The 23,900-nt window shown below is 65.7% G+C and carries 23 protein-coding genes; 2 read left to right on the top strand and 21 right to left on the bottom strand.

Annotated features, from left to right (window positions below):
- Positions 1 to 7: 7 nt before the first annotated feature.
- The 9 genes from ACWRN3_RS13760 to ACWRN3_RS13800 form a co-directional block, all read right to left on the bottom strand.
- Positions 8 to 1,450: a sugar porter family MFS transporter gene (locus ACWRN3_RS13760; RefSeq protein ID WP_476740968.1), complete on the bottom strand. Its 1,443-nt coding sequence runs from the start codon at positions 1,448 to 1,450 to the stop codon at positions 8 to 10.
- The gene (locus ACWRN3_RS13765) at positions 1,447 to 2,322 is read right to left on the bottom strand and encodes a sugar phosphate isomerase/epimerase family protein (RefSeq protein ID WP_476740969.1); all 876 of its coding nucleotides are present in this window, start codon (positions 2,320 to 2,322) and stop codon (positions 1,447 to 1,449) included. Before ACWRN3_RS13765 ends, ACWRN3_RS13760 begins: the two co-directional genes overlap by 4 nt.
- A 75-nt stretch (positions 2,323 to 2,397) precedes the next feature.
- A complete protein-coding gene (locus ACWRN3_RS13770) occupies positions 2,398 to 3,411 on the bottom strand; it encodes a Gfo/Idh/MocA family protein (protein WP_476740970.1) in 1,014 nt (337 codons plus the stop codon).
- 31 nt (positions 3,412 to 3,442) lie between these two features.
- Positions 3,443 to 4,354, bottom strand: a complete 912-nt coding sequence (locus ACWRN3_RS13775; RefSeq protein WP_476740971.1) for a sugar phosphate isomerase/epimerase family protein — start codon at positions 4,352 to 4,354, stop codon at positions 3,443 to 3,445.
- A 92-nt stretch (positions 4,355 to 4,446) separates the two neighbouring features.
- Positions 4,447 to 5,958 (bottom strand): CoA-acylating methylmalonate-semialdehyde dehydrogenase, encoded by a 1,512-nt coding sequence (locus ACWRN3_RS13780; RefSeq protein WP_476740972.1) that lies wholly within the window; start codon positions 5,956 to 5,958, stop codon positions 4,447 to 4,449.
- Between the two features lie 42 nt (positions 5,959 to 6,000).
- Entirely contained in the window at positions 6,001 to 7,959 is a 1,959-nt protein-coding gene (gene iolD, locus ACWRN3_RS13785) for a 3D-(3,5/4)-trihydroxycyclohexane-1,2-dione acylhydrolase (decyclizing) (protein ID WP_476740973.1), read from the bottom strand.
- A 29-nt stretch (positions 7,960 to 7,988) separates the two neighbouring features.
- Complete coding sequence (locus tag ACWRN3_RS13790; protein WP_476740974.1) at positions 7,989 to 8,927, bottom strand: Cgl0159 family (beta/alpha)8-fold protein; 939 nt, start codon at positions 8,925 to 8,927, stop codon at positions 7,989 to 7,991.
- Positions 8,924 to 9,940 carry a 5-dehydro-2-deoxygluconokinase gene (gene iolC, locus ACWRN3_RS13795; RefSeq protein WP_476740975.1) on the bottom strand — a complete coding sequence of 339 codons (1,017 nt, stop codon included), beginning with the start codon at positions 9,938 to 9,940 and terminating at the stop codon, positions 8,924 to 8,926. Before iolC ends, ACWRN3_RS13790 begins: the two co-directional genes overlap by 4 nt.
- Before the next feature lie 190 nt (positions 9,941 to 10,130).
- The gene (locus tag ACWRN3_RS13800; protein ID WP_476740976.1) at positions 10,131 to 10,535 is read right to left on the bottom strand and encodes a tautomerase family protein; all 405 of its coding nucleotides are present in this window, start codon (positions 10,533 to 10,535) and stop codon (positions 10,131 to 10,133) included.
- A gap of 149 nt (positions 10,536 to 10,684) precedes the next feature.
- On the opposite strand from ACWRN3_RS13800, the gene ACWRN3_RS13805 reads away from it, so the two are divergent.
- Together ACWRN3_RS13805 and ACWRN3_RS13810 are read left to right on the top strand one after the other, a co-directional pair.
- Positions 10,685 to 11,047, top strand: a complete 363-nt coding sequence (locus ACWRN3_RS13805) for an ArsR/SmtB family transcription factor (RefSeq protein ID WP_476740977.1) — start codon at positions 10,685 to 10,687, stop codon at positions 11,045 to 11,047.
- Positions 11,044 to 11,526, top strand: a complete 483-nt coding sequence (locus tag ACWRN3_RS13810) for an SRPBCC family protein (protein WP_324644266.1) — start codon at positions 11,044 to 11,046, stop codon at positions 11,524 to 11,526. Before ACWRN3_RS13805 ends, ACWRN3_RS13810 begins: the two co-directional genes overlap by 4 nt.
- Here the strand turns inward: ACWRN3_RS13810 and ACWRN3_RS13815 are convergent.
- The 12 genes from ACWRN3_RS13815 to sucD form a co-directional block, all read right to left on the bottom strand.
- On the bottom strand, positions 11,484 to 12,302 hold the full coding sequence (locus tag ACWRN3_RS13815; RefSeq protein WP_476740978.1) for a triose-phosphate isomerase family protein: 819 nt from the start codon (positions 12,300 to 12,302) through the stop codon (positions 11,484 to 11,486). The genes ACWRN3_RS13810 and ACWRN3_RS13815 overlap by 43 nt on opposite strands.
- Before the next feature lie 28 nt (positions 12,303 to 12,330).
- Positions 12,331 to 13,677 carry an MFS transporter gene (locus ACWRN3_RS13820; RefSeq protein ID WP_324644265.1) on the bottom strand — a complete coding sequence of 449 codons (1,347 nt, stop codon included), beginning with the start codon at positions 13,675 to 13,677 and terminating at the stop codon, positions 12,331 to 12,333.
- An 83-nt stretch (positions 13,678 to 13,760) separates the two neighbouring features.
- The gene (locus tag ACWRN3_RS13825; RefSeq protein WP_476740979.1) at positions 13,761 to 14,528 is read right to left on the bottom strand and encodes an SDR family NAD(P)-dependent oxidoreductase; all 768 of its coding nucleotides are present in this window, start codon (positions 14,526 to 14,528) and stop codon (positions 13,761 to 13,763) included.
- A gap of 32 nt (positions 14,529 to 14,560) precedes the next feature.
- Positions 14,561 to 15,514, bottom strand: coding sequence for a 3-hydroxyacyl-CoA dehydrogenase family protein (locus ACWRN3_RS13830; RefSeq protein ID WP_476740980.1), 954 nt, complete (start codon positions 15,512 to 15,514; stop codon positions 14,561 to 14,563).
- The gene (locus ACWRN3_RS13835; RefSeq protein WP_476740981.1) at positions 15,511 to 16,005 is read right to left on the bottom strand and encodes a ribose-5-phosphate isomerase; all 495 of its coding nucleotides are present in this window, start codon (positions 16,003 to 16,005) and stop codon (positions 15,511 to 15,513) included. Before ACWRN3_RS13835 ends, ACWRN3_RS13830 begins: the two co-directional genes overlap by 4 nt.
- Before the next feature lie 12 nt (positions 16,006 to 16,017).
- Positions 16,018 to 17,739, bottom strand: coding sequence for a dihydroxyacetone kinase family protein (locus ACWRN3_RS13840; RefSeq protein ID WP_476740982.1), 1,722 nt, complete (start codon positions 17,737 to 17,739; stop codon positions 16,018 to 16,020).
- A 43-nt stretch (positions 17,740 to 17,782) separates the two neighbouring features.
- Positions 17,783 to 18,781: a sugar phosphate isomerase/epimerase family protein gene (locus ACWRN3_RS13845; protein WP_476740983.1), complete on the bottom strand. Its 999-nt coding sequence runs from the start codon at positions 18,779 to 18,781 to the stop codon at positions 17,783 to 17,785.
- Positions 18,782 to 18,911: 130 nt separating this feature from the next.
- A complete protein-coding gene (locus tag ACWRN3_RS13850) occupies positions 18,912 to 19,601 on the bottom strand; it encodes a GntR family transcriptional regulator (RefSeq protein WP_255174540.1) in 690 nt (229 codons plus the stop codon).
- A gap of 121 nt (positions 19,602 to 19,722) precedes the next feature.
- Positions 19,723 to 20,499: an SDR family NAD(P)-dependent oxidoreductase gene (locus ACWRN3_RS13855; protein WP_476740984.1), complete on the bottom strand. Its 777-nt coding sequence runs from the start codon at positions 20,497 to 20,499 to the stop codon at positions 19,723 to 19,725.
- Positions 20,500 to 20,508: 9 nt separating this feature from the next.
- Positions 20,509 to 21,858, bottom strand: a complete 1,350-nt coding sequence (locus ACWRN3_RS13860; RefSeq protein WP_476740985.1) for an MFS transporter — start codon at positions 21,856 to 21,858, stop codon at positions 20,509 to 20,511.
- A gap of 222 nt (positions 21,859 to 22,080) precedes the next feature.
- Complete coding sequence (locus ACWRN3_RS13865) at positions 22,081 to 22,812, bottom strand: FadR/GntR family transcriptional regulator (protein ID WP_476740986.1); 732 nt, start codon at positions 22,810 to 22,812, stop codon at positions 22,081 to 22,083.
- Positions 22,813 to 22,993: 181 nt separating this feature from the next.
- A complete protein-coding gene (gene sucD / locus ACWRN3_RS13870) occupies positions 22,994 to 23,896 on the bottom strand; it encodes a succinate--CoA ligase subunit alpha (RefSeq protein ID WP_255174536.1) in 903 nt (300 codons plus the stop codon).
- Positions 23,897 to 23,900: the final 4 nt, after the last annotated feature.

The following is a 23,900-nucleotide window of genomic DNA, read 5'->3' on the forward strand; positions in this document are numbered from 1 at the left end:
TGGTTCGCTAGAAGGCGCGCCGGCTCCCGGCGGCGTCAGGTTCCCTTCCTGCCACATTTTTGAAGTAGTGCTCCAGGTCCTCCAGGCTCTTGTCCTTGGTTTCGGGCACGTACCTTGCGGCAAAGGCGATGGCGCCCACCCCCAGCACGGCGAAGACGAAGAACGTGTTGGAGATCCCAATGGCGGCCAGCAGCTGTGGAAAGCCGAATCCAATCAGGAAGTTCACGATCCACAGCAGGAACGCTGAGGCGCCCATGCCCAGGCCACGGATCTTCAGCGGGAAGATTTCCGAAAGCATCAGCCACGTCACCGGGGAGATGGCGCCCTGCTGGAAGGCCAGGAACGTCACGGTGAGGGACAGGATGACGAACCCGCGGGCTGAGCCTTCAGGCAGGATCAGGGAGAAGAGGCCGATGAGCAGCAGCGCCGCCGTGGTTCCCAACTGGCCGGTGATCAGCATCCTGCGCCGGCCCACCCTGCCCAGCAGCCAGATCCCGACGAACGTGGCCAGGACCGAGATGGCGCCGTTGGCGATGTTGGCCGTCAGCGCCGCCTCCCGGCCGAAGCCGGACTGCGACAGGATCTGTGTTCCGTAATACATGATCGAGTTCACGCCGGTGATCTGCTGGATCACCGCAAGGCCGAGGCCCACGAAGAAGATCCGGCGCAGCCAGGGGATTCCCAGGTCCTTCCAGGAGCCCATCTTGGACTTGTAGTCCTCCACGGCCATGGCTTTGACTTCTTCGAACTCCCTGCGCGCCTCCTCCTGCGAACGGATCCGCTGCAGCACGCTGAGTGTCTCACCGAAGCTGCCGATGGAGGCCAGCCAGCGGGGGCTCTCCGGCATGAAGTTCATCCCGATCCACAGGGCAATGGCCGGCAGGGTGGCGATAACCAGCATCCAGCGCCAGATGCCGCCGGCTTCACCAAAGGTGTTGCCGAGGTAGGCGTTGAAGATGAAGGCGAGCAGCTGCCCGGTGACGATCATGAGTTCGTTCTGGGTGACAATCCGGCCACGCCGGTTGCTGGGCGATACCTCGGCCAGGTAGACGGGAACCGTGACGGATGCGCCGCCCACCGCGAGACCCAGGATGAACCGGGCGGCGATCATCACTTCGGTGTTTGGCGAGAACGTGCAGCCCAGCGTGCCCAGCAGGAAGATGACCGCAAGGACCATGATCATCCTGCGCCGGCCGTTGCGGTCTGCCAGTCGGCCGCCGAACAGGGCACCGAAGGCGGCACCGAACAGCAGCGACGAGGTCACCAGGCCCTCTGTCAGCGGGGTGAGGCCCAGATCCTCCTGCATGTACGGCAGGGCGCCGTTGATGACGCCGGTGTCGTAGCCGAACAGCAGCCCGCCGAACGTGGAGATGATGGTGGCCGTCCGCAGCGCCCGCTGGTGGTTGCCCGGCTGCTTTACAGTTGCCTTACCGGAAACAGTCGAACTCATACGCTGACCTTTTGGACGTACTGCTTCATGGTCTCCAGCTGGTAGCGGGAGACCTCCTCGGCATTTTCATTCTCGGCAAAGACGCTGGAGACCATCACAGTATTCTCGCGGTCCAGGAAGCCGATTTCCTTCAGGCCGCCGAAGAACTCGTCCCAGTTCACGTCGCCGTCGCCGATCTTCAGGTGCTGGTGCACCCGGACCGGGTTGCCTGGCGGGTTGGTGATGTAGCGCAGGCCGTGTGAGGCGTGGTGGTCCATGGTGTCGGCCACGTGGACCAGGCGAAGCTTGTCCCCGGCGGCCCGCATGATATCCAGCGGCGAGTTCTTCATGTGGAAGCTGTGGGACGCCACGTAGACCATGCCCACGTTCTTTGAGTTCACGCCGCGGATCACGCGGATGGCGGCAAGGCCTTCCTCCACGAAGTCGTCAGGGTGGGGGTCGATCAGCAGGTCGATGCCCTCACGCTCGATGATGGGCAGCAGTTCCTCCATGGAGCGGTAAAACGCCCGCTCGGACTCCTCGGCCTTCTCGGGCCGGCCGCTGAACTCGCTGTTCATGGTGCTGACGCCCAGGTCAACGGTGATCTGGATGGCACGTTTCCAGTAGCGGACGGCTGCTTCGCGGGCATCCTCGTCCGGGCCGGACCAGCGGAGCACCGGCAGGACCGAGGCAATCTCGATTCCGGCGTCGCGGCAGGCTTTTTTCAGCTGGCCCACCAGGTCGTCGTCCGCCTTGGGGTGGTTGAAGAAGGGGATGAAGTCCGCGTGCGGGGTCATCTGCATGTACTTGTAGCCAAGGTCCGCCACCACCCTGGGGAATTCCAGCAGGCTGTGCGAGTGGTGGAACGGGGTGGGGTCAAGTGCGATTTTCACGAAAAACACTCCATTGTGGATAAGTCAGGGGAACGGAAAAGGGGACGGAAATGGCTCCGTCCCCCTTCTCCTGTCCTACTTGTAGAGGTCGGGCTTTGCGGCCAGCTTCACGGCGACCTTTTCGCCGTTCTTCTGCGCTTCGACGCCTGCTTCGCAGCACGCTGCGGTGGCGTACCCGTCCCAGGCGGAGGGGCCGCCGATGTCGCCCTTAAGTGCAGCGTCAACCCATGACTGGATTTCGACGTCGTACGCCGCACCAAAGCGCTCCTCGAACCCGGGCGTGACGTTGCCGCCCCAATGGCCGGCGCTGCGGGTGTAGGGTCCCTTGTCGCCGCCAATGCAGACAATGCCCTCTTCGAAGGAGGCCTGCGTAGCCACCTCGTAGCCGAACTTGGCGTTGACATAGATTTCGACGTCGGCCAGGACGCCGGACTCGGTCTCCAGCAGGACGTGCTGCGGATCGTGCTGGCCGTTCGGGGCGTTCCTGGTCGCCTTGCCCAGGCGGACCTGGACGCTGGTGATTTCCTCGCCGGTGAAGAACCGGATGGCGTCGAACTCGTGGACCACGGAGTCGTTGATCAGCATCTCGTTGGTGAAGCCCTCGGGGGTGCCCGGGTTGCGGTGCTGGTGGTGCAGCATCAGCAGTTCGCCGAGTTCGTGGTTGCGGATGATCGAACCCAGCGTGGCGTATTCGGCGTCGAAGCGGCGCATGAAGCCCACCTGGATCCGCTGATGGCCCAGTGCCACCTCGGCTTCGACGATTTTCCAGGACGATGCGGCGTCGGGGGTGAGGGGCTTTTCGCAGAGGATCGGAATGTCCCTGGCGAGGGCCTTGAGCAGGATGTCCTCGTGCAGGAAGCCCGGGGTGGCGATCAGGACGGCGTTGACGTCGCCGTTGTTGAGGGCCTCTTCGGCATCGGCGAGGGCCACTGCGCCGGGGATGCCTTCGATGGCGGCCTGGGCGCGGGCAAGGTCGACGTCGACGACGGCGGCAACTTCCGCGCCATGGATGCGCTTGTTGATGCGCTGGATGTGGTCGGCGCCCATGCGGCCTGCGCCGACGACGGCGACGCGAAGGGTTTCAGTCATTGTTCTGGTCCTTTTGGTGTCTGGGACGGGGTTAGCTGACGGCGGTGCGGGAGCCGCAGGACAGCAGGTAGTTGCGGGTGCGCTTGGCAATGGGCATCGGTACATCGAAGGCCACCGGATACATGTCCTGTTCCACGATGCCGAAGATGGGCCGGTTGAGCGCCTCCACTGCTTCGATGACCGCGCGCAGGTCGGGCAGGCCGGTGGGCGGTTCGGTCATGACGCCGGCCAGGTTGGCGGCGGCCCACGTCATGTTTTCCTCGTTCACCTTCCTGAGGATGTCCGGGTTGATCTGCTTCAGGTGCAGGTAGCCGATCCGGTCCGGGTAGTTCTTGATCAGTTCCAAGCTGGAGGCGCCGCAGTACTCGGCGTGTCCGGTGTCCAGGCAGAGGTTCAGGTACTGGGGATCGGTGGCTCCGAGCAGCGTTTCGATGTCCGCCTGCGCGCCAACGTGGGAGTCGGCGTGGGAGTGGAACTGCTGCTTCAGGCCGAAGTCCTCGATCAGGGTCTTGCCCAGGCGGTTGTGGCCGGCGAACAGGTCGTTCCAGGCCTTTTCACTCAGCGTGCCGCTTTCCACGGCTTCACCGGTGACGTCATCGCGCCACATGGCGGGGATGACCACGATATGCTCGCCGCCCATGGCCGCGGTGAGCTCGGCGACCTTGCGGGCCGGTTCCCAGGCGGTTTCCCACTGGTCAAGGCCGCGGTGGAAGGCGGTAAACACCGTGCCGGCGGAGATCTGCAGGTCGCGCTGCTTCAGCTCCTCCGCCAGGCGGGTGGGGTCGGTGGGCAGGTAGCCGTACGGTCCGAGTTCGATCCACTTGTAGCCGGATTCGGCCACCTCATCGAGGAAGCGTTCCCATGGGGTCTGCTTCGGATCGTCCGCGAACCAGACACCCCAGGAGTCCGGCGCCGTGCCGATGATCAGCTTGTTTTCAGTCATGACAGCGTTGTCCTTTTCGTTGCATCGATTGCTCCGTAACCGCCCTTTTGGACGCTCATAACGGCGGTTACGGAGCAATCGACGGGGGTGTCCTAGTTGGAGGGGAAGTTGTAGGAGGCGCCGGAGGCGTGGTGGGTTTCGGGCCAGCGGGAGGTGACAACCTTGCCGCGGGTGTAGAAGCTGACGCCTTCGGGGCCGTAGATGTGCTTGTCGCCGAAGAGGGAAGCCTTCCAGCCGCCGAAGGAGTGGTAGGCCACCGGGACGGGCAGGGGCACGTTGATGCCGATCATGCCCACGGTGACGCTGCGCTGGAACTTGCGGGCGGCGGCGCCGGAGGAAGTGAAGATGGCGGTGCCGTTGCCGTAGGGGTTGGCGTTGATCAGCTTGATGCCGTCTTCAAGGGTGTCGACACGGACCACAACAAGGACCGGCCCGAAGATCTCTTCCGTGTAAGCCGTCATTTCGGTCTTGACGTGGTCGAGCACGGTGGGGCCGACCCAGAAGCCGTTCTCGTGCCCGGGGACCACCAGGTCGCGGCCATCCACCACCATGGCGGCACCTGCGGCCTCGGCTTCGGTGACGATCCTGACGATGCGGTCCTTGGAGGCGGGCGTGATGACGGGGCCCATTTCGGCGTCCGGCGCGGTGCCGTTGTTGACCTTGACGGCCAGGGCCCGCTCTTCGACCTTCTTGACGATGAGGTCGGCTGCGTCCCCGACGGCCACGGCGACGGAGATCGCCATGCAGCGTTCACCGGCGGAACCGAAGGCGGCGGCGGCGAGGTGGTCGGCGGCGTTGTCCAGGTCGGCGTCAGGCATCACGATGGCGTGGTTCTTCGCCCCGCCCAGGGCCTGGACGCGCTTGCCGTGCCTGGTGGCGGTCTCATGGACGTATTGGGCGATCGGAGTGGAACCGACGAAGGAGATGCCGTCCACGTCCGGGTGGGTCAGCAGCCCGTCAACGGTTTCCTTGTCGCCGTGCAGGACCTGGAACACGCCGTCCGGCAGGCCGGCTTCCTTCCAGAGCTTGGCCAGCAGCAGCGAGGCGGAGGGATCGCGCTCCGAGGGCTTGAGGATGAAGGCGTTGCCGGTGGCGATCGCCATCGGGGCCATCCAGAGCGGCACCATGACCGGGAAGTTGAACGGGGTGATACCCGCCACGACACCGAGGGGCTCGCGGAAGTTGAAGACGTCGATGCCCGTGGAGACCTGGTCCGAGTAGTCACCCTTGAGGAGGGTGGGGATGCCGCAGGCGTACTCGATGACTTCAAGGCCACGGCCGATTTCACCCTTGGCGTCGGAGATCACCTTTCCGTGCTCAGCCGTGACCAATTGGGCCAACTCTTCGACGTGGGCGGCGACCAGTTCCCGGAACTTGAACAGCACAGCGGTGCGCTTGGCCAGGGAGATGTCGCCCCAGGTGTCGGCGGCCTTGCGGGCGGCAGCGACGGCGGTGTCCAGGTCGGCGCGGTTAGCCAGGCGCAGGGTGGCGGAGACGTCGCCGGTGGCCGGGTTGTACACGTTGGTGGTGCGGTCACCCTCGCCGGCGGTTTCGGCACCGTTGATGAAGTGGTTAATGACGGTTTCGGTGGTGGTGGCAGTCATGGGACTCTTCCTTGAGCATTCGAAGGGGATGAAGATGAGGGGTCAGCCGAGGAGTTTGCGCTGGCGGTTCTTGTGGTCGACGTAGGTCTGGAAGGCCTGTTTAGTGGATTCCAGTTCGGAGACCTGGGAGACGGGGACGTCCCACCAGGACTCGGAGGACGGTGCGTCCAGGAGGGGGTCGGATTCGACGTGGATCAGGATCGGGCCACTGTTCTCGGGGGCGGCCTTCGCGTCGCGGATGGCCTGTTCGAGTTCAGCGATGACCTTCTCCCCCGGTTCGATCCGCATGACCTTCACGCCCAGGGACTCGGCGTTCAGGGCCAGGTCCACGGGCAGGGTCTCACCTTCGTCGAAGCTGTGCTGTTCCTCGTTCAGGGCCCGGTACTGGGTGCCGAACCGCTGGGACCCGAGGGATTCGGACAGGGAGCCGATGGAGGCGTAGCCGTGGTTCTGGATCAGGACCACGATCAGTTTGATGCGTTCGGCGACGGCGGTGACCAGTTCGGTGTGCATCATCAGGTAGGAGCCGTCCCCCACCATTACGACGACGTCCCGCACCTGGGCGGCTTCCCCGCCAAGGGCGCCTGCCGCCGTCGTGCCGGCCGCTTCGGCGATCGCTGCACGCTTGACGCCCAGGCCGCCGGGGATCTCGTAGCCCATGCAGGAGTAGGCGTATTCGACGTGGTAGCCGAACGGGTCCCGTACGCGCCACATCTTGTGCAGGTCCCCGGGCAGGGACCCGGCCGCGCAGACGACAACGTCGCGGGGATCCATGGCCCGATTGGTGGCGCCGATGATCTCGTTCTGCGCCGGCAGCGGCGTGGAGCGGGTGTCGAAGGCTTCGTCCACCGTGGCGTTCCAGCGCTTCTTCTCCGCGGCGATCTTCTGTTCCAGGTCCGCCCCTACCCGGTAGCCGCCCAGGGCGGCGTTGAGCTTCACCAGGGCCTTGCGGGCGTCGGCGACGATCGGCAGCGTGGTGCCGTGCTTGTAGGCGTCGATCGGGGCGACGTTGATGTTCACGAAGCGCACATCCGGGTTCTGGAACGCGGTCCGTGACGCGGTGGTGAAGTCCTCATAGCGGGTGCCGATGCCGATGATCAGGTCCGCCTCGGCAGCGATGGCGTTGGCCGCCGTCGTGCCGGTGGAGCCAATGGCACCGAGGGAGAACTGGTGGTCCCAGGGCAGGACGCCGACGCCTGCCTGGGTGTTGCCCACCGGGATCCCCGTCAGCTCGGCAAACTTGGCCAGTTCCTCGTTGGCGTAGGCGTAGAGAACGCCGCCGCCGGCGATGATCAGCGGACGCTTGGCGGCGCGGATGGCTGCGGCGGCCCGCGCGATGTCCTCGTCGTCGGCGTCGGGGCGGCGGATCCGCCATTCCCGCTCGGCCAGGAACTCGGCGGGGACGTCGAAGGCCTCGGCCTGGACGTCCTGCGGCAGCGAAATCGTGACAGCGCCAGTCTCGGCCGGGTCCGTGAGGACGCGCAGGCCGTGGTGGAACGCCGAGAACAGCTGCTCCGGACGGTTCACCCGATCGAAGAACTTGGACAGCGGCCGGAACGCGTCATTAACGGTGATGTCGTACGCGTACGGCTGCTCCAGCTGCTGCAACACCGGGTCAGCGGCGCGGGTCGCGAACGTGTCGGACGGCAGCAGCAGGACAGGGAGCCGGTTGGTGGTGGCGAGCGCGGCACCGGTGAGCAGGTTGGAGGAACCCGGGCCGATGGAGGTGCTGATGGCGTAGGTCTGGCGGCGGCGGGTGTGCCGGGCGTAGCCAACTGCCTGGTGGACCTGGGCCTGTTCGTTCCGGCCCTGGTAGTACGGCATCAGGGCCGGGTCCAGCTGCTGGTACTGCTTCAGCGCCTGTCCCACGCCGGCCACGTTGCCGTGCCCGAAGATCCCGAACGTGCCCGGAATGAGCCGCTCACGGTAGTCAACGCCGCCCACCGTGTCCACGCTGTACTGCCGGGAAAGGTATTCGACGACGGCCTGCGCCACCGTCATTCTGCGCGTTCCTGTTGTTGTGCCCATGGCTAGTTCTCCGCGAGTTCAGTGGTGTGGTGCAGGAGCGAGGCTGCCGCGGCAACAGCGCCGGCGACGTCCCCGTCCGCGGGATAGAGCAGGGTCCGGCCGACGGTGAGGCCCTGGACCCCGGGCAGAGCCAGCGCGGCACCCCAGGTGGCGAAGACCTCGTCCTGGGACCCGTCCGGGTCACCGCCCAACAGGACGGTGGGCATGGTGGTGGCGGCCATGACGCGTTCCATTTCGGCCACCACGGGCACCTTCATCCAGGTGTACGCGCTGGTGGAGCCCAGGCCCTCGGCGATGGCGATGGACTTGATGACCGCGTTGGGAGACAGGTCGTTATGGACCCGGCCGTTCTCGCGGACCGACAGGAAGGGCTCCACCATGGCGATGAGTTTCCGCTCTGCCAGCGAGTCGATGGCCTTCGCTGTCGCTTCCAGGGTCACCACGGTGTCCGGGTCGCCCAGGCAGATACGGGTCAGCATCTTGCCGCCGTCCGCACCAAGGGCCGCCAAAGCGGCGGCGGTGTGGCCGGTGAAGCGGTCATCGAACTCGTTCACCAGGCCGGACAGCCCCCCGCGGTTCATCGATCCGAACACCAGCTTGCCGTCCAGGGCGCCCAGCAGCAGAAGGTCGTCCATGATGTCCGGGGAGGCCAGGACACCGTCAACGGCCGGGTTGGCCAGGGCAATCCGGAGCCGGTCCAGCAGCTGCCGGCGGTCCGCCATGGCCACCGGATCGCTGCCGACAGCCAGGGCGCCGCGGGCGGGGTGGTCGGCGGCGACGATGAAGTTCTGCCGGCCGGCCTTCACGCCGGGGTGGCGGCGGCGTGCCTTCGCGGCACGGGCCACGGCGTCCGGATCTTCCAGGCGGATGGTGCTCAGGTGCTCGTAACGGCGGGGATCATCATCCACGGCGTGGTTCGAGGCAAGGGAGGTGAGGGTCACAGTGCTGCTCCTTCGGGAATGGAAGCGCCGGAAACCGCACCCGGCACGGTACGTCCGCGTTCAGCCAGCAGCGAGGTGACCTCGTCCGGCGTCGGCATCGCATCGGCGCAGGACAGGCGGGAGGCCACAATGGCACCGGCGGCGTTGGCGTAGTCCAGGACCTGTTCCAGCGGCCAACCGGACAGCAGCCCGTGGCAGAAGGCGCCGCCGAAGGAGTCGCCGGCCCCCAGGCCGTTCAGGGTTTCCACCGAGACGGGAGCGGAGACCACGCGTTCGGTGCGGGTCTTGGCCATCACTCCTTCCGCGCCGAGCTTGACGACGGCGATTTCCACGCCGGCGGCCAGCAGCCGGTCCGCCTGCTCATCAGGGGTTCCCTCCCCCACGGCCACGGCGCATTCCTTGTCATTGCCGATGGCGACAGTAACGTGCGGGAGGATCCTGGCCACCTCTGCGCGGGCTTCCTCTTCGGACGCCCAGAACATGGGACGGTAGTCCAGGTCCAGGACGGTGAACTGTCCCCCGGCCAGGCCGGTCCGGGGACGGGCCTGGTGCGCGGCGATGTGCGCGGACCGGGAAGGCTCCTGGCACAGGCCGGTCACCGTGGACCAGAAAATACCGGCCTCGCGGATGGCACGCAGGTCCAGCTCTTCAGCCATGATCTGCAGGTCCGGAGCGGTGGGGAAACGGCCGTAGAAGTACAGCGGGAACTCGTCCGTGGCGGGCTTGATTGCGCAGAATGTCACCGGTGTCTGCAGGCCGGCAACCGGCGTGACAAAGGTGTCGTCGACGTTGAACTTGTGCAGTTCCCGGTGGAGGTAGGTGCCGAACGCATCGTCCCCGGTGCGGGTGATGACGCCGGTCCGGCGGCCGTGCCGGGCAGCGGCAACGGCGACGTTGGACGGTGAACCGCCAAGGTATTTGCCGAAGGAGTTGACGTCCTCCAGGCCAACCCCGATGTCGTTCGGGTAGATATCAACGCTGATGCGCCCGATCGTAAGAAGCTCGTGGGTCACGGGAATCGTGGACCTTTCTGGTGTGGAACTCGGATCCTTTGAGGAGCAGGAGTTCCGGGACTGGCAGGCCGTGGCGTGGGCCACAGGGACTACTTTGCCCTAGATTGAATGTCCTGTCAAAGGTTTGTACTGACATACTTACAACAAGCGTTGAAACGTGCCCATCCCGCTACAAATCGGCACATCCGCACTACTTCCGGGGAACGGCCAACTCGCCGGTCACGTACTGGGCGCGGCCAAACCCGAAGGACCAGTCGCCGGCAGTGTTTTCGACATAGCCAATGAAGACGTCCTCGCCGGCAACCCCCACTGCCGCAAGCTTTTCAGCCACCGCAGCAAAGAGCCGCTGCTTCGCCTCCTGGGATCGGCCGCCCTGGGTGAAGATCTGGATCATCACCACTCCCCCGGTGCGCTCGAAGCCCAGCCCGGCGTCCTGGGCGAAGATCTGGCCCTGCGCGTGTTCGGTGAGGATGTGGAAGTAGTCCCGCTCCGGAATGCCGTATTCCTCAAGGATGGCATCGTGGATGCCGCGGCTCAGCTGCTGCAGCTCATCGGCAGTGCGGCCTTCGTTGACGTCAATGCGAACCAATGGCATGAAGCTTCTCCCTCTAATAGTTTGTATTGACATACTAACAAATCTGATTTTGGCCTAGCACGGCCCCTCTTGCGGCGGGAACCAGAGCGGGCTTAGCATTGATCAACCGAAAGGTTGATAAACGTTTATGTTGATTAAGAGGAGGGGGAATGGTGGCGTATGACGACGCGGCTTTGGACGTGGCTTTCCTTGCCCTGGCCGACCCCGTTCGTCGACGCATCATTGCCCGGTTAAGCCGTGGTCCGGCCACCGTTAACGAGCTGGCCGAGCCCTTCGAGATTTCCAAGCAGGCAGTCTCGAAGCACATCCAGGTACTCGAGCAGGCGAAATTGGTCACCCGCAGCAGGGACGCCCAGCGCAGGCCCGTTCACCTGGACCCCGCACGGCTGGAGGCGCTCACGGCCTGGATCGACCAGTACAGGCTGGTCCGCGAAGGGCAGTTCCGCAGCCTCGATGCGGTGCTTGAATCCAGCGCCGGGCAAACGGCGCCAAAGGCAAAGGACAGGAAATGACCAACCAACTGAAGATCACCGCCCCCGAGGGACTCCCCTACATCGACTTTGAGCGGGAGTTCGACTTTCCGGTGGCGGACGTGTTCCGGGCCCACAAGGACCCGGAACTGGTGGCCCAATGGCTCGGTCCGCGGGGCATGAAGATGGAAATGGACCACTACGACTTCCGTACCGGCGGGAGCTACCGGTACATCCATACGGGTCCGGAGGGGGTGCCGTACGAGTTCCGTGGCATCTTCCACACGGTGCGCGAGAACGAGTTCGCCCTGCAGACGTTCGAGTTCGGCGGTTATCCGGACTCGGTCAGCCTGGAGTCCATGACGTTCGAGGCGCTGGACGGCGGCCGGTGCAGGCTGCGGGGCCACGCCATGTACCAAAGCATGGAGGCCCGGGACGGCATGCTGCACTCAGGCATGGAGGGCGGCATGTCCGAAGGCTATGAGCGGCTGGACGAGCTGTTGGCGGGCGCGTCGGTCTGACGCAGGAGGAGGGCTTCGTCCAGCACGCGGCCAAGGTTGGCGGCATCGTGGGCGAAGCGGCCCAGGAAGAGTCCGTCCGCGGCGGGCAGGCGGGGAAGCAGTCCGGGCCCGGCGCTGCCGCCGTAGATCAGCGGGCAGGCAGGGCCAAGCGTTGCGCGGATCTGCGCCAGGACGGCGTTGACGTGGTGCGGTGGGGCGGGCTCCTGCGCACCGATGGCCCAGACAGGCTCGTAGGCCAGGACCAGGCGGTTCAGCAGGGCCGGGTCACCGGCCGTGGCGGCGCGGACCTGCTCCACGCAAAAGGCGGCGGCAGCTCCGGCGTCGAGCCTGTCCGGCTCGCCGATGCAGAGCAGCGGGGTGAGGGAATGGCCGACGGCGGCACGCACCTTGCGAGCCACCACGGCGTCGTCCTCGCCAAACAGCCGGCGGCGCTCGGCATGGCCGATCTCGACGAGTGAGACGTCGAGTTCGGCCAGCATGCCGGGGCTGACTTCACCGGTCAGCGGCCCGTCGCCCCAGGCGCAGTTCTGTGCGCCGAGGAGTACGGGCGAACCTGCCAGGATCCGCGCGGCGGGCTCCAGGACAGGGAAGGACGGGATGACGAAGACCCGGACCGGGGACTCCGTGGCGGAAGCCTTGCCCAGTCCGGGCCTGTCATCGACGATGGAACGCACCTCCGACAGCCAGCGCAGGCTTTCCTGGTAGCCCAGGTACATCTTGGTGCTGACACCGATGTAGAGGGGGCCCTTGCCTGTGCTGCTGCCGGAGGTGCTCATGGTTTCCTTGCGTGGAGTGGTGGTGTGCTCAGTCGAGCAGGTCGTCGGCCTTGTTCTTGAACCGCCTGGTGGCGAACATCATCGCTGCCGCCACAAATGGCAGGACGCCCAGGGCATAGACGCCCATGGACCCCGTGGGCGACTGCGTGGCTTCGTTGACTGCGGTCCGCAGGATGGGCGCCACGAAGCCGCCCAGGTTGCCCAGCGAGTTGATCAGTCCAATGCCTGCCGCGGCAGCGGAACCGGCGAGGAACGCGGTGGGATATGACCACACCACGGGGCCCACTGCCAGGAAGCTGCAGACTGCCAGGGTTATGAAGATCATGCCCAGGACCGGCTGGTGGTTGGTTCCCGCCCATGCCGAGCCGAAGATGCACAGGCCGGTGGAGATGAACAGGATGGTGCCGAACTTGCGGCGCTTGGCCACGGTGTTTGCAGCCTTGCCGATGAAGTAGCAGGAGAAGATACCGAAGAACCACGGCACCGCGATGAGCAGGCCGACGGCGAGCCCCACTTTCTGCCCGGTCAGGGAGGACACCTGCTGCGGCAGGAAGAACGTCACACCGTAGACAGCGATCTGCAGGCAGAAGTAGATGACGGTGAAGTACCAGACGCGGCCGTTGCGCATGGCGGCGAGGATGCCGCGGGGCCCCGTCTCGTCCTTGATGTTGTCCTCAAGTGCCATGACCTCCTTCAGCGCGTACTTCTCCTCCCCGCTGAGGAATTTGGCCTTCTCCGGGCCGTTGATCAGGAAGAAGAAGGCCGCGATGCCTGCCAGGACGGCGAGCAGGCCTTCGACGAAGAACATGACCTGCCAGCCGCGCAGGCCCGGCACCTGGTCGCCAATGTTGATCAGCCAGCCGGACAGCGGGTTGCCGATCATCTGGGAGAACGGCTGGGCCAGGTAGAAGATGGCGAACATCTGGACCCGCACCTTGTTGGGGAACCATTCGGCAAGGTACATGATGACGCCGGGGAACAGCCCTGCCTCGGTGACGCCAAGAAGGAAACGCAGGATCACGAACGAGGTCTCGCCCTGCACGAACGCGAAGCACGCGGAAACGATGCCCCAGGTGATGGCAATGCGGGCCAGCCAGATCTTGGCACCCACCTTCTTGAGCAGCAGGTTGCTGGGGATCTCGAAGATGGCGTAGCCAATGAAGAAGATGCCGGCGCCGAGGGCGAAGGCCGCCGCGGACACCCCCTTGTCCGCCCCCAGGGCCGCCTCGGCAAAGCCGACGTTGGTGCGGTCCAGGAACGAAACGACGTAGAGGATGACCAGCATCGGCATGAGCCGGCGGGCCGCCTTGGAAATCGCGGACTTCAGGACCGGACGGGCCAGGAGTTCCTTGGATGTTGCGGTGGTTTCTGACACAACACTCTCCTTCGAGTGGTGACGTTGGTGGTTCCCCGCAGGCCGGCGGCCTGCGGGGCTTGTGGCATCCGGTGCGGATGCCGTCAGTGCATGTACAGGCCGCCGTCGACGTTCAGCGTCTGGCCGGAAATGTAGCCGGCGTCCTCGCCGATGAGGAAGGAAATGGCCGCCGCGATGTCTCGGGTGGTGCCCACCCGGTTCACCACCAGGTCCTTAACGAGTTCATCCTTGCGTTCCTCGCTGAGGGTGCCGCCCATAATGTCGGTGTCGATCGGACCGGGTGAGATGGCATTGACCGTGATGTCGTACTCGCCCAGTTCGCGGGCGGTGGCGCGGGTCAGGCCGATGACGCCGGCCTTCGCCACGGAGTACGGGGTCTTGCTGAAGGTTCCTCCGCCGCGCTGCGCGGAGACGGAGGAGATGTTGACGATCCGTCCCACCCGGTTCCTGGCCATCGATTCGGCCGCACGACGGGTGGCGTAGTGGACGCCGTTCATGTTGATGTTCACTACGCGGTCCCACTCGGCGCTGTCGAGCTCCAGGTAGGGAACCGGGGAGCTGACGCCCGCGATGTTTGCCAGTGCCACCAGTTGGGGAAGCTCGGCTTCGATCTCGTCGATGGCGGCACGCACCGAGGCTTCGTCGCCGATGTTGGCACCGGCGCCGTGGGCTTTGACGCCGTGCTTTTCGGCCAGTTCCTTGGCCAGGTCCTTGCTGGCGGCATCGTCAAGGTCGATCACACCGATGTTCCAGCCGCGCTCGGCAAGGTAGTCCGCGGTGGCGCGGCCAATGCCGCGTTCAGAGACTGCACCGGTGACGATCACCGTGCGCTCTGCGGGGAAAACTGTCATGGAATGTTCCTTCCGGTTGAGGGAAAGCAGGGCTAGGACAGCGGGGCCGGGCCCAGGTCCTCGATGAGCTTCTGCATGGCGACGTAGGCCTTGTTCCGGTAGGCAACCAGGGCTGCCGTGCGCTCTGCCGGGACATCAAGGAAGCCGGAGCCGGTCTTGGTGCCCAGCTGGCCGGCGTCGACCTTTTCCTGCAGGATCTGCGGGGTGGCGAACCGCTCCGGGAAGCCGGTCTGCAGCGACTTGTAGCAGAAGGCGTAGACGTCCAGGCCTGCCATGTCGGCGATGGCGAAGGGGCCGAAGAACGGCAGGCGGAAGCCGAAGGTGGTGCGGACCAGGGTGTCCACGTCCTCGGCGGTGGCGATGCCTTCCTCCACCACCTGGGCGGCTTCGTGGAAGAGGGCGTACTGGAGCCGGTTCAGCACGAAGCCGGTGACGTCCTTGACGGTGGCGGTTTCCTTGCCGGTCTCCCCCACGATGGTGCAGGCGGCCTGGACGGTTGCCTCGGAGGTCCCCTCGTGCGGGATGACTTCCACGCCGGGAATGAAGGGTGCCGGGTTGGAGAAGTGGACGCCCAGGAAGCGCTCCGGGTTGTCCACCACTTCGGCGAGCTTGGCGATGGAGATGGTGGAGGTGTTGGAGCCGATGATGGCATCGGGCCGGGCGGCGGCACTGATCCGGCCGAGGGTGGCGTGCTTGATCTCGAGGACTTCCGGCACGGCCTCCTCGATGTATTCGGCGTCCGCTACCGCTTCTTCGATGTCCTTGGCTGCCCACAGGTTTTCCTTGAGCAGGTCCGTGGCGTTGGCCGGGAAGAGGCCTGCTGCCACAAACTCGTCGGATTCCTTCAGGAGCCGTTCGTAGTTGCTTTGGGCGATTTCGGCGGAGACGTCCGCCAAGGCCACGCGGGCTCCGGCAAGTGCCAGGACCTGGGCGATTCCACCGCCCATGTAGCCTGAGCCGACGACGGCGATGTTACGGGTGCTCATGTGGTTTCAAGTCCTTCCGACGCGCCCTCATAGGAGCAGATGGCGTCTACTTTGGCCGCGGATGCGGAGTTTTCATCGAAGCGGTAGTTGAGCCACTCGCCCACCAGCTTCTTGGCCAGTTCCAGGCCGATGACGCGCTGGCCCATGGTCAGGACCTGGGCGTTGTTGGACAGCACGGAGCGTTCCACGGAGTAGCTGTCGTGCGCGGTGACGGCCCGGATGCCCGGTACCTTGTTGGCGGAGATGGCGACGCCCAGGCCGGTTCCGCAGATCAGGAGGGCGCGGTCCGCTTCACCGGCGGCCACTTTGCGGGCGGCGGCGACGGCCAGGTGGGGGTAGGCGGTGGTGTCGTCGGCGCCGACTCCCACATCCTCCACCGAGGCGACGCGGGGGTCCGTCTCCAGCAGTTCGCGCAGGGCGTTCTTGTATTCGACGCCGGCTTCGTCATTGCCGACGACGATGCGCCAGCCCGGCTGGGATTGCTCAGTCATAAGGGTTCTCCTTTAGTGGCTTTCGATGGTGGCGGCGTAGTCGGCCAGCCTGCGGGCGATGAGGCCGAAGGACACAGCACCGGGGTCGGGGTGGCCAAGGCTCTTTTCGGCCAGGGGACGGGCGCGGCCCTTCTTCGGGCTGAGCCCGGAGGTCTCGTCAGCGGCTTTTGCTGCCGCCTCCGCTGCTGCACGGAGGCTCCCGGCCAGGCTGCCGCCGTCGTCTATTGCGCGGTTGAAGGTCTCGGCGAACGGAAGCAGAGCGTCCACCATGGTCTTGTCCCCCGCTTCGGCCTTGCCCAGGGTGATGATGGCGTCGCGGAGGGCGTTGACGGCGGCGGCTGCGTCGGCCGCGGTGTAGGAGTCCTTGCTGCCAAGGGTCCTGCCGACGGCAGTGACGGCAGCGCCCCACAGGGCCCCGGAGGTGCCGCCGGCGCGTTCGGCCCACTGCTCCCCCGCCGCCGTGAGGAGTTCCTCAAGCCCCGCACCGGACGCGCGGGACTTCTCGGCGGCGGCAACGGCGGCATCAACTCCGCGGCGCATGCCGATGCCGTGGTCGCCGTCCCCGGCGATCGCGTCCAGTTTCCCAAGCGCGTCCTCATGTTCGACGACGACGGACCGGGCTTCCTTCAGCGCGCCCACCGCCGTGGCGGCCAGGGCAGTCGACGCCGGGGTGGCGGCCAGCGCCGGCGCCGTTCCCGCCTCGGCGAGGGACTCCACGGACCGGGCACGGCGCGGGGCCAGGTTGCCTTTGCGGAAGGCGGGCGTGTCGGCCGGCGCTGCCCACAACTTTTCCAGTTCCCCGTCCAGCCAGAACAGCGTCAGGGACAGTCCGGACATGTCCAGGCTGGTCACCAGTTCGCCGCACTCCGGCTCCACGATCTCCAGTCCGGCCCCGGTCAGCAGCGCTTCGATCTTGCCGAACAGCAGGAAGAGTTCGTCGTACTTGACCGTTCCCAGGCCGTTCAGGATCGGCACCACCCTGGTGCCCGCGGCGTCCGGCTTGTCCTTGAGCAAGCCGTCCACCAGGAGCCGGGCGAGCTCGCCGGCGGTGGGCAGGGGCTGCTCGGAGATGCCCGGTTCACCGTGGATGCCGAGCCCCACGGACATCATGCCGTCGGGCACGGTGAACAGAGGTTCGGCTGCTCCGGGAAGGGTGCAGCCGGCAAAGGCAACGCCGAGCGAGCGGGTGTGGTGGTTGGCCTTGATGGCGAGGCGCTCCACCTCGTCCAGGTCAAGGCCGGCTTCCGCTGCCGCGCCGGCCACCTTGAAGACTGTCAGGTCGCCGGCGATGCCGCGGCGCTTGGCGATTTCCTCCAGCGGAGCGCTGGCGATGTCATCGGTGACCAGGACGGTCCGGGTTTCGATGCCTTCGGCGTTCAGTTTGTCCTGGGCCTGGCCAAAGTGGAGGACGTCGCCGGCATAGTTTCCGTAGCTGAGCAGGACTCCGCCGCCGGTCTGGGATGCCTTGGCCACGCGGTACACCTGCCCCGCGGAAGGGGACGCAAACATGTTGCCGCAGGCGCTTCCTGCGGCCAGCCCGGCGCCCACCAGGCCGGCGAAGGCCGGGTAGTGGCCGGAGCCCCCGCCGATGACCAGTGCCACCTGGCCGGCGGGTGATTCGGTGGAGCGGACAACGCCGCCGTCAACGCGCGCAACGTACTGGCGGTTGGCGGCCACGAAGCCGTCGAGGGCGTCGTCTGCGAACTGCGCTGGATCGTCAAATATCTTTGTCATGATTCCTCGTTGAACCGGTTGTCTCGGTTGGGATGCCTGCCGGCTAGCGTGCGGGGACTGCCGCCGGAGTTTGCCGGCCCTGGGCCACCAGGCTGGTGCCCAGGGCATAGCCGTCCCGCTTAGGCAGGACCTGGCGGCGCAGGTAGTCCTGGTTGGCGGCGGTGACGCTCAGTCCGTCGCCACCGTAGTGCTCGGTGCAGATGATGCCCTGGAAGCCGACGGAGATGGCGAACTGGAAGGCCTCGCGGTAGCTGATGAGGCCTGATTCCATAGGGGCCGGCATGGCGACGTACTGGTTCCGGGCCTGGTTTTCATCGCGGATGTAGTTCTTGACGTGCCAGTAGTTGGAGTACGGCAGGGTCTTGTGCACCAGTTCGCGCCAGTCCTCGATGGGGCGGTGCAGCCGGATCAGGTTGCCCAGGTCCGGGTTCAGCCCCACGTTGGGCAGGTCGATGTCCTGGACCAGCTGCACGGAGGAATCTCCGGTGCCCAGGTAGGTGTCCTCGTACATCTCCAGGGACACCAGGAGGCCAAGTTCGGCGGCGTGCTTGCCCACTTCGCGGATGCGGGTGACGGCGTTGTTCCAGCTTTCCTTGTCCCCCACCGGGTCCTTGTGGCCCTCCACGGTCCAGAACCACAGCTGCTTCCGCTGCTCGGGGGTAATGGCCTGGTGGAGCCCGATCGAGACAACCTCGCAGCCAAGGTGCGCTGCGGCCTCGAGGGTTCGGTGGGTGTAGGCCAGGTTGTCTTCCCAGTTGCCTTCCTCGATCACGCTGCGCCGGATGGCGGAGATGGAGGGAAGTCCAAGGCCGGCGGCCGTGGCGGCGGCTTTCAGTTCGTCCAGCCGGGCACTGGAAAGATCGCCGGGACGGACCCAGCTGTCGGTGAGGTCGGCATTGGTGAAACCGGCGTCGGCCACTTCTTCGAAGACCTGCTGCCAGTCGCTGGCAGGGGCGTCCTGGACGGCGGTTCCGTCCGGCCTGGTTCCGGGGAACTGCAGCAGGGCGGCGGCGATGGGCCAGTTTTCAGCGGTGTACGGCATTGTCACTCCAGATCGTGAATCGCATTTCCTATAGGATCTACGTTGGTTATGGATCCTGTCAAGGGTTCGTTTGTGGACTCCCAGGGATGGAGTCAAGGGATGAGGGGCTCGCCGGCCCCTGGGCGTGCTGCTAGCTGCGCACTTCGCTGTCGTGCTGCGAGCGCTGCTTGACGCCCTCGATGTGGTCGATCATTTTCTGCCGGGCGAGTTCGGCGTCGCCGGCTTCAAAGGCCTTGAGGATCTCGGTATGTTCCGCGATGGCGTAGTCGGCGTCCGTTACGCCCAGGCCGCCAAAGAAGCGGAAACGCTGCACTTGGCCACCCAGCGCGTTGTAGGCGGACAACAGGAACTGATTGTCCGCCGATTCGGCAATGAGCCGGTGGAACCGCTCATCCGCTTCCCAGTACGCGCGGAACTCGGCGAACGACGGGCCCCGAGGTGCGGCTTTCAGGTCCTCGATGGCCTGCTGGAGCTGCCCGGTCAGTTCCTGGTCTGCGTGCTTGCAGGCCATGAAGGCGTTGGCCGGTTCGATCACCAGCCGGGCGTCCATCAGGTCTGCCAGCTCTTCCGGAGAGAACAGCGGGGCTACCCGGTAGCCGCGCAGGGCCATCCTGCGAACCATGCCGGTGGCTTCCAGCCGGGCAAGCGCCTCCCGCACGGGCGTTGGTGAGACGTCCAGTTCCCTGGCCATCCCGTCGATACTGACGGGGGTGCCTGCTTCCAGCCGGCCGTCCATGAGGGCAACCAAAAGCGCCTCATAGACGTGGTCCGCGAGGACCTGCCTGCTCACCCCGCCGGTGGCCTGGTTCTTGGTTGCCATGTAGAAATCCTATAGCCGCTGCAGAGGCGGGACGTAGCGGATGACGCGCCCCGGCCACGGTGCCGTGCGGCCGCTGGGCCGTACGGCACCGTGCGCCAGGGGTGCCAGGAAAGCAGGGGCGTCAGGAAACCTGCAGGCCGCCGTTGATGTCATAGGTCGCGGCCGTGATGTAGCCGGCATCCTCGCTAAGGAGGAACCCGATCAGGGCCGCCACTTCCTCCCGGGTTCCCACCCGGCCCATCATGATCCCCTCGGACATCTGCGCCTTGCGCTCATCGCTCAGCGTTCCGCCCATGATGTCCGTGTCAATCGGGCCCGGTGCGATGGCGTTCACTGTGATGTTGTGCTCACCGACTTCACGCGCGAGGGCACGGGTGAACCCGAGGATGCCGGCTTTGGAGGCACTGTAGGCAACCTTGGAGTAGGTTCCACCTCCGCGCTGGGCGGAGATGGAGGAGATGCTGACGATCCGTCCCAGCTCCCGCTCAATCATGCCCTTGAGGACGCGCTGGGACACCACGAAGGTGCCACGCATGTTGATCGCGAAGACCTTGTCCCATTCCGCCACGGTGGTTTCCATGAAGGGAGTGGGGGAACTGATTCCGGCCAGGTTGACCAGTCCCACGATGGGCGGAAGGGACTGCTCGATTTCGGTGATGGCACGATCCACCGACGCCTCGTCCGAGACGTCGGCGCCCACGCCGATGGCCTTGACGGCACGGCTGGAGCCAATTTCCGCTGCGGCCGCCTTGGCGTCTTCGGCGTTGATGTCCAAAATGGCGATGGACCAGCCCTGGCTGGCCAGCCGGTCTGCGGTTACGCGGCCAATGCCCCGGGCGGATGCCGCCCCGGTCAGGACTGCGGTACGTTCTGTGGGGAATGCGTGCTCTGTAGTCATTGCTGTTTCCTAATGTTTTTCGGCGGCAGGAACGGTGGCTGCGGGGGCGGAGACACCTTCAGGCCGGTTGCGTGCATAGAGGTAAGTGGCGACGGCGGTCACGGCAAGGCAGGCGGCCAGGAACACCAGGCCCGTCTGGCTGTTTCCGGTGGCGTCCTTGAGGATGCCCACGATGTAGGGGGCCACGAAGCCGCCCAGGTTGCCGAGCGAGTTGACCATGGCCAGTCCGGCGGCTGCCGCGGCGCCGGTGAGGGCGGCGGACGGCATGGCCAGGAAGGGTGCGATCGCGGAGTAGATGCCCATGGCTGCCAGGGTCAGGAAGACCATGGCAAGCACCGCGTTGACCGGGAGCAGGAAGCCGGCTCCCAGGAGGCCGACGGCGGCAAGCACCATGCTGACGCTGGCATGCCACACGCGGTTGCCCGTACGGTCGGACCGCTTGCTCCAGAAGTACACGAACACCGCGGCGATGGCGTACGGGATGAAGACGATGAACCCAACCTGCGTTGAGTCAAACTTGCCCAGTGCCTTGACGATGGTGGGCAGCCAGAGCCCCAGGCCGTAGATGCCGCAGACCAGGCCGAAGTACAGCGCGGAGTAGGCGATGGTGCGGGGGTCCTTGAGGCCGGCCAGGAAGTTGTGGTTTCCGGACTTCTGCTTGTGGGCCAGCTCAGCGGCCATGGTGGTCGACAGCCATTCACGCTCTTCCGGCTTGAGCCACTTGGCGTGCTCAGGGCGGTCGGTCATGACGAACGGCGTGATGATGCCGAGGATGATGGCCGGAATGCCCTCGAGGATGTAGAGCCACTGCCAGCCGTGCAGGCCGGCCACGCCTTCCAGGTTCAGGAGCATGCCGGACACTGGTGCGCCCAGGGCGTTGGAGATGGGCTGGGCGAGGATGAAGATGCCCAACACCGTCACTCGCTGGGCCGCCGGGAACCACAGCGTCAGGTAGAAGAGGATCGCCGGGAAGAAGCCGGCCTCTGCCGCGCCGAGGAGGAAACGGATGACATAGAACGTGGTTTCACCGTTCACCAGGAACATGGCAGTTGCGAAGATGCCCCAGGTGATGAGGATTCTGGCGATCCATTTGCGGGCACCATACCGGTACATGCCGCCGTTGCTGGGGATCTCAAGCAAGGCGTAGCCAAGAAAGAAGATGCCGGCGCCCAGGCCGTAGGCGGCCTCGGTCAGGCCGATGTCGCCCTGCATGCCGAGCTTGGCGAAGCCCACATTGTTCCGGTCCAGGTAGGCGATGAAGTAGAGAAGGACGATCAGGGGCATCAGCCGCCGGCGTACCTTGCGGAGGGTGGTCTCGCCCAGCTGGCTGAGGGCGGGGGCAGTGGTGCGGGAGGTCATCGCAGGCCTCCGGGGGTGGTGTGGGGACCCTCAAAAGGGAAATGCGCGCGCATGACGACTCCTTTGGCTGGCGGCATTTGGGGGGTGATATCAGATGTCTGATGTCTGACTGAGATTCTAGTCACAGGTGCTTGTGGGCGTCAACATAATGGCTGCGCACGCGGACAGGGAGGCAGGCCACCGGGCCCTGGCCGGCCCGGCGGGTTCCGAGCGGGCAAGCCCCTAGCGGCCGGTGGTTCCGCTGCGGCTGGACATGGCAAGGAACTGCTCGTAGTCCTCAAAGGTCTGGGTGATATGGGCATCCATGGTGGACCGCGCCGTGGCTGGATCGCCCGCAGCGATGGCCGCCAGGACCATCTTGTGGTGGTGGATGGCGTGGCGCTGCACGTCCGGGAAGGCTGAAGTTTCCCGGCGCATGGCGTACAGCAGCGTGGAGAGCTGTCCCAGCAGGGCGGGTACGAACGGGTTGCCGGATGCACGCAGCACGGTGTCATGGAAGGCGATATCGGCCACGGTCAGTGCATCGACATCTCCGGCCAGGTGCGCCGCTTCCATCTGCTCCACGCTGTCCTGCAACGCAGTGAGGTCAACCGGGCGGTGCCGGGAGGCAGCAAGTTCGGCTGCCCCGGTCTCCACCATGCGGCGTACCTCCAGCAGGCGGAGTGCCACCTGGTCCGAGGCCACTCCCCTGGAGGCTGCACGCATGATGGCGTCCAGCCCGGTCCAGCGCTCGGGCGGGTTGACGAAAGTGCCCCGGCCGCGCTTTACGTAGACAACGTCCTGCGCTTTGAGCACCTTCATGGCTTCCCGGGCCGTCAGCCTGCTGACGCCCGATTCCTTGGCGATGTCAGCCTCCGGCGGCAGGGCGTCGTCGGCCTTTATTTCCCCGCTGATGATGTGCTCGAGGACCTTGTCCACGACGGCGTCGACCAGGGTGGGTCGCGTTTCTGCCATCGTTAATCCCCTGCCTGCGCGCCCGGGGCGCCCGTTTTTCCTGTCCCAACATTACTCGACCGGGTTGGGCAGGCGCCGCCCGCCGTCGTCGTCATTCGTTAAACAACGAACGCGGGGCCACCCGGGGTCCGTCCCATCACTGGAAACGGACCGGGGGTGGCCCCGCGTAGTGAAGTGCTGCCTAGAGGGCGGCGTAGACCTCGCGGAGCAGCTTGGCGGTCTCGGACGGCGTCTTGCCGACCTTTACGCCGGCAGCCTCGAGGGCTTCCTTCTTGGCCTGCGCGGTACCGGCGGAACCGGAGACGATGGCGCCTGCGTGGCCCATGGTCTTGCCTTCGGGGGCGGTGAAGCCGGCAACGTAGCCGACGACCGGCTTGGTGACGTTGGCCTTGATGAAGTCGGCTGCGCGCTCTTCGGCGTCGCCGCCGATCTCACCGATCATGACGATGGCCTTGGTCTCGGGGTCAGCCTCGAACGCGGCCAGGGCGTCGATGTGCGTGGTGCCGATGATGGGGTCGCCGCCGATGCCGATGGCGGTGGAGAAGCCCAGGTCGCGCAGTTCGTACATCATCTGGTAGGTCAGCGTGCCGGACTTGGAAACCAGGCCGATGGGGCCCTTGCCGGTGATGTTGGCGGGGGTGATGCCAACCAGTGCTTCGCCGGGGGTGATGATGCCGGGGCAGTTCGGGCCGATGATGCGGGTGACCTGGTTGCCGTCGGCGTCCACCTTGGACTGGGCCAGGGCCCAGAATTCGGCGGAGTCCTGGACGGGAACGCCCTCGGTGATGACCACGACCAGGCCGATGCCGGCCTCGATGGCTTCGACAACGGCGTTCTTGGTGAATGCCGGCGGCACGAAGACGATGGAGACGTCGGCGCCGGTTTCAGCCATGGCTTCCTTGACGGTGCCGTAGACGCTGATTTCGTTGTCGCCGTGCAGGACCGTGGTGCCGGCCTTGCGGGCGTTGACGCCGCCCACGATGTTGGTGCCGGCCTTGAGCATCAGGGCGGTGTGCTTGGTGCCTTCGCCGCCGGTGATGCCCTGGACGATGACCTTGGAGTCTTTGTTCAGATAGATAGACATGGTG

The organism is Pseudarthrobacter sp. rb, from assembly GCF_056389225.1.

Coding starts and splice junctions, on each gene's coding strand:
- ACWRN3_RS13830 (WP_476740980.1), bottom strand. CDS start 15,514: ATGAGCACCCGTAACATCGCCGTCGTCGGCTCAGGCTACATGGGCGGT.
- ACWRN3_RS13780 (WP_476740972.1), bottom strand. CDS start 5,958: ATGACTGCCACCACCACCGAAACCGTCATTAACCACTTCATCAACGGT.
- ACWRN3_RS13850 (WP_255174540.1), bottom strand. CDS start 19,601: ATGGCAACCAAGAACCAGGCCACCGGCGGGGTGAGCAGGCAGGTCCTC.
- ACWRN3_RS13800 (WP_476740976.1), bottom strand. CDS start 10,535: ATGCCATTGGTTCGCATTGACGTCAACGAAGGCCGCACTGCCGATGAG.
- ACWRN3_RS13825 (WP_476740979.1), bottom strand. CDS start 14,528: ATGACAGTTTTCCCCGCAGAGCGCACGGTGATCGTCACCGGTGCAGTC.
- ACWRN3_RS13770 (WP_476740970.1), bottom strand. CDS start 3,411: ATGACTGAAACCCTTCGCGTCGCCGTCGTCGGCGCAGGCCGCATGGGC.
- ACWRN3_RS13760 (WP_476740968.1), bottom strand. CDS start 1,450: ATGAGTTCGACTGTTTCCGGTAAGGCAACTGTAAAGCAGCCGGGCAAC.
- ACWRN3_RS13840 (WP_476740982.1), bottom strand. CDS start 17,739: ATGACAAAGATATTTGACGATCCAGCGCAGTTCGCAGACGACGCCCTC.
- ACWRN3_RS13860 (WP_476740985.1), bottom strand. CDS start 21,858: ATGACCTCCCGCACCACTGCCCCCGCCCTCAGCCAGCTGGGCGAGACC.
- iolD (WP_476740973.1), bottom strand. CDS start 7,959: ATGACGGTGGCGCAGGCCGTCGTCGAATACCTTTCCCGGCAGTACAGC.
- ACWRN3_RS13865 (WP_476740986.1), bottom strand. CDS start 22,812: ATGGCAGAAACGCGACCCACCCTGGTCGACGCCGTCGTGGACAAGGTC.
- ACWRN3_RS13810 (WP_324644266.1), top strand. CDS start 11,044: ATGACCAACCAACTGAAGATCACCGCCCCCGAGGGACTCCCCTACATC.
- ACWRN3_RS13815 (WP_476740978.1), bottom strand. CDS start 12,302: ATGAGCACCTCCGGCAGCAGCACAGGCAAGGGCCCCCTCTACATCGGT.
- ACWRN3_RS13835 (WP_476740981.1), bottom strand. CDS start 16,005: ATGACTGAGCAATCCCAGCCGGGCTGGCGCATCGTCGTCGGCAATGAC.
- ACWRN3_RS13855 (WP_476740984.1), bottom strand. CDS start 20,499: ATGACTACAGAGCACGCATTCCCCACAGAACGTACCGCAGTCCTGACC.
- ACWRN3_RS13805 (WP_476740977.1), top strand. CDS start 10,685: ATGGTGGCGTATGACGACGCGGCTTTGGACGTGGCTTTCCTTGCCCTG.
- ACWRN3_RS13845 (WP_476740983.1), bottom strand. CDS start 18,781: ATGCCGTACACCGCTGAAAACTGGCCCATCGCCGCCGCCCTGCTGCAG.
- ACWRN3_RS13775 (WP_476740971.1), bottom strand. CDS start 4,354: ATGACTGAAAACAAGCTGATCATCGGCACGGCGCCGGACTCCTGGGGT.
- sucD (WP_255174536.1), bottom strand. CDS start 23,896: ATGTCTATCTATCTGAACAAAGACTCCAAGGTCATCGTCCAGGGCATC.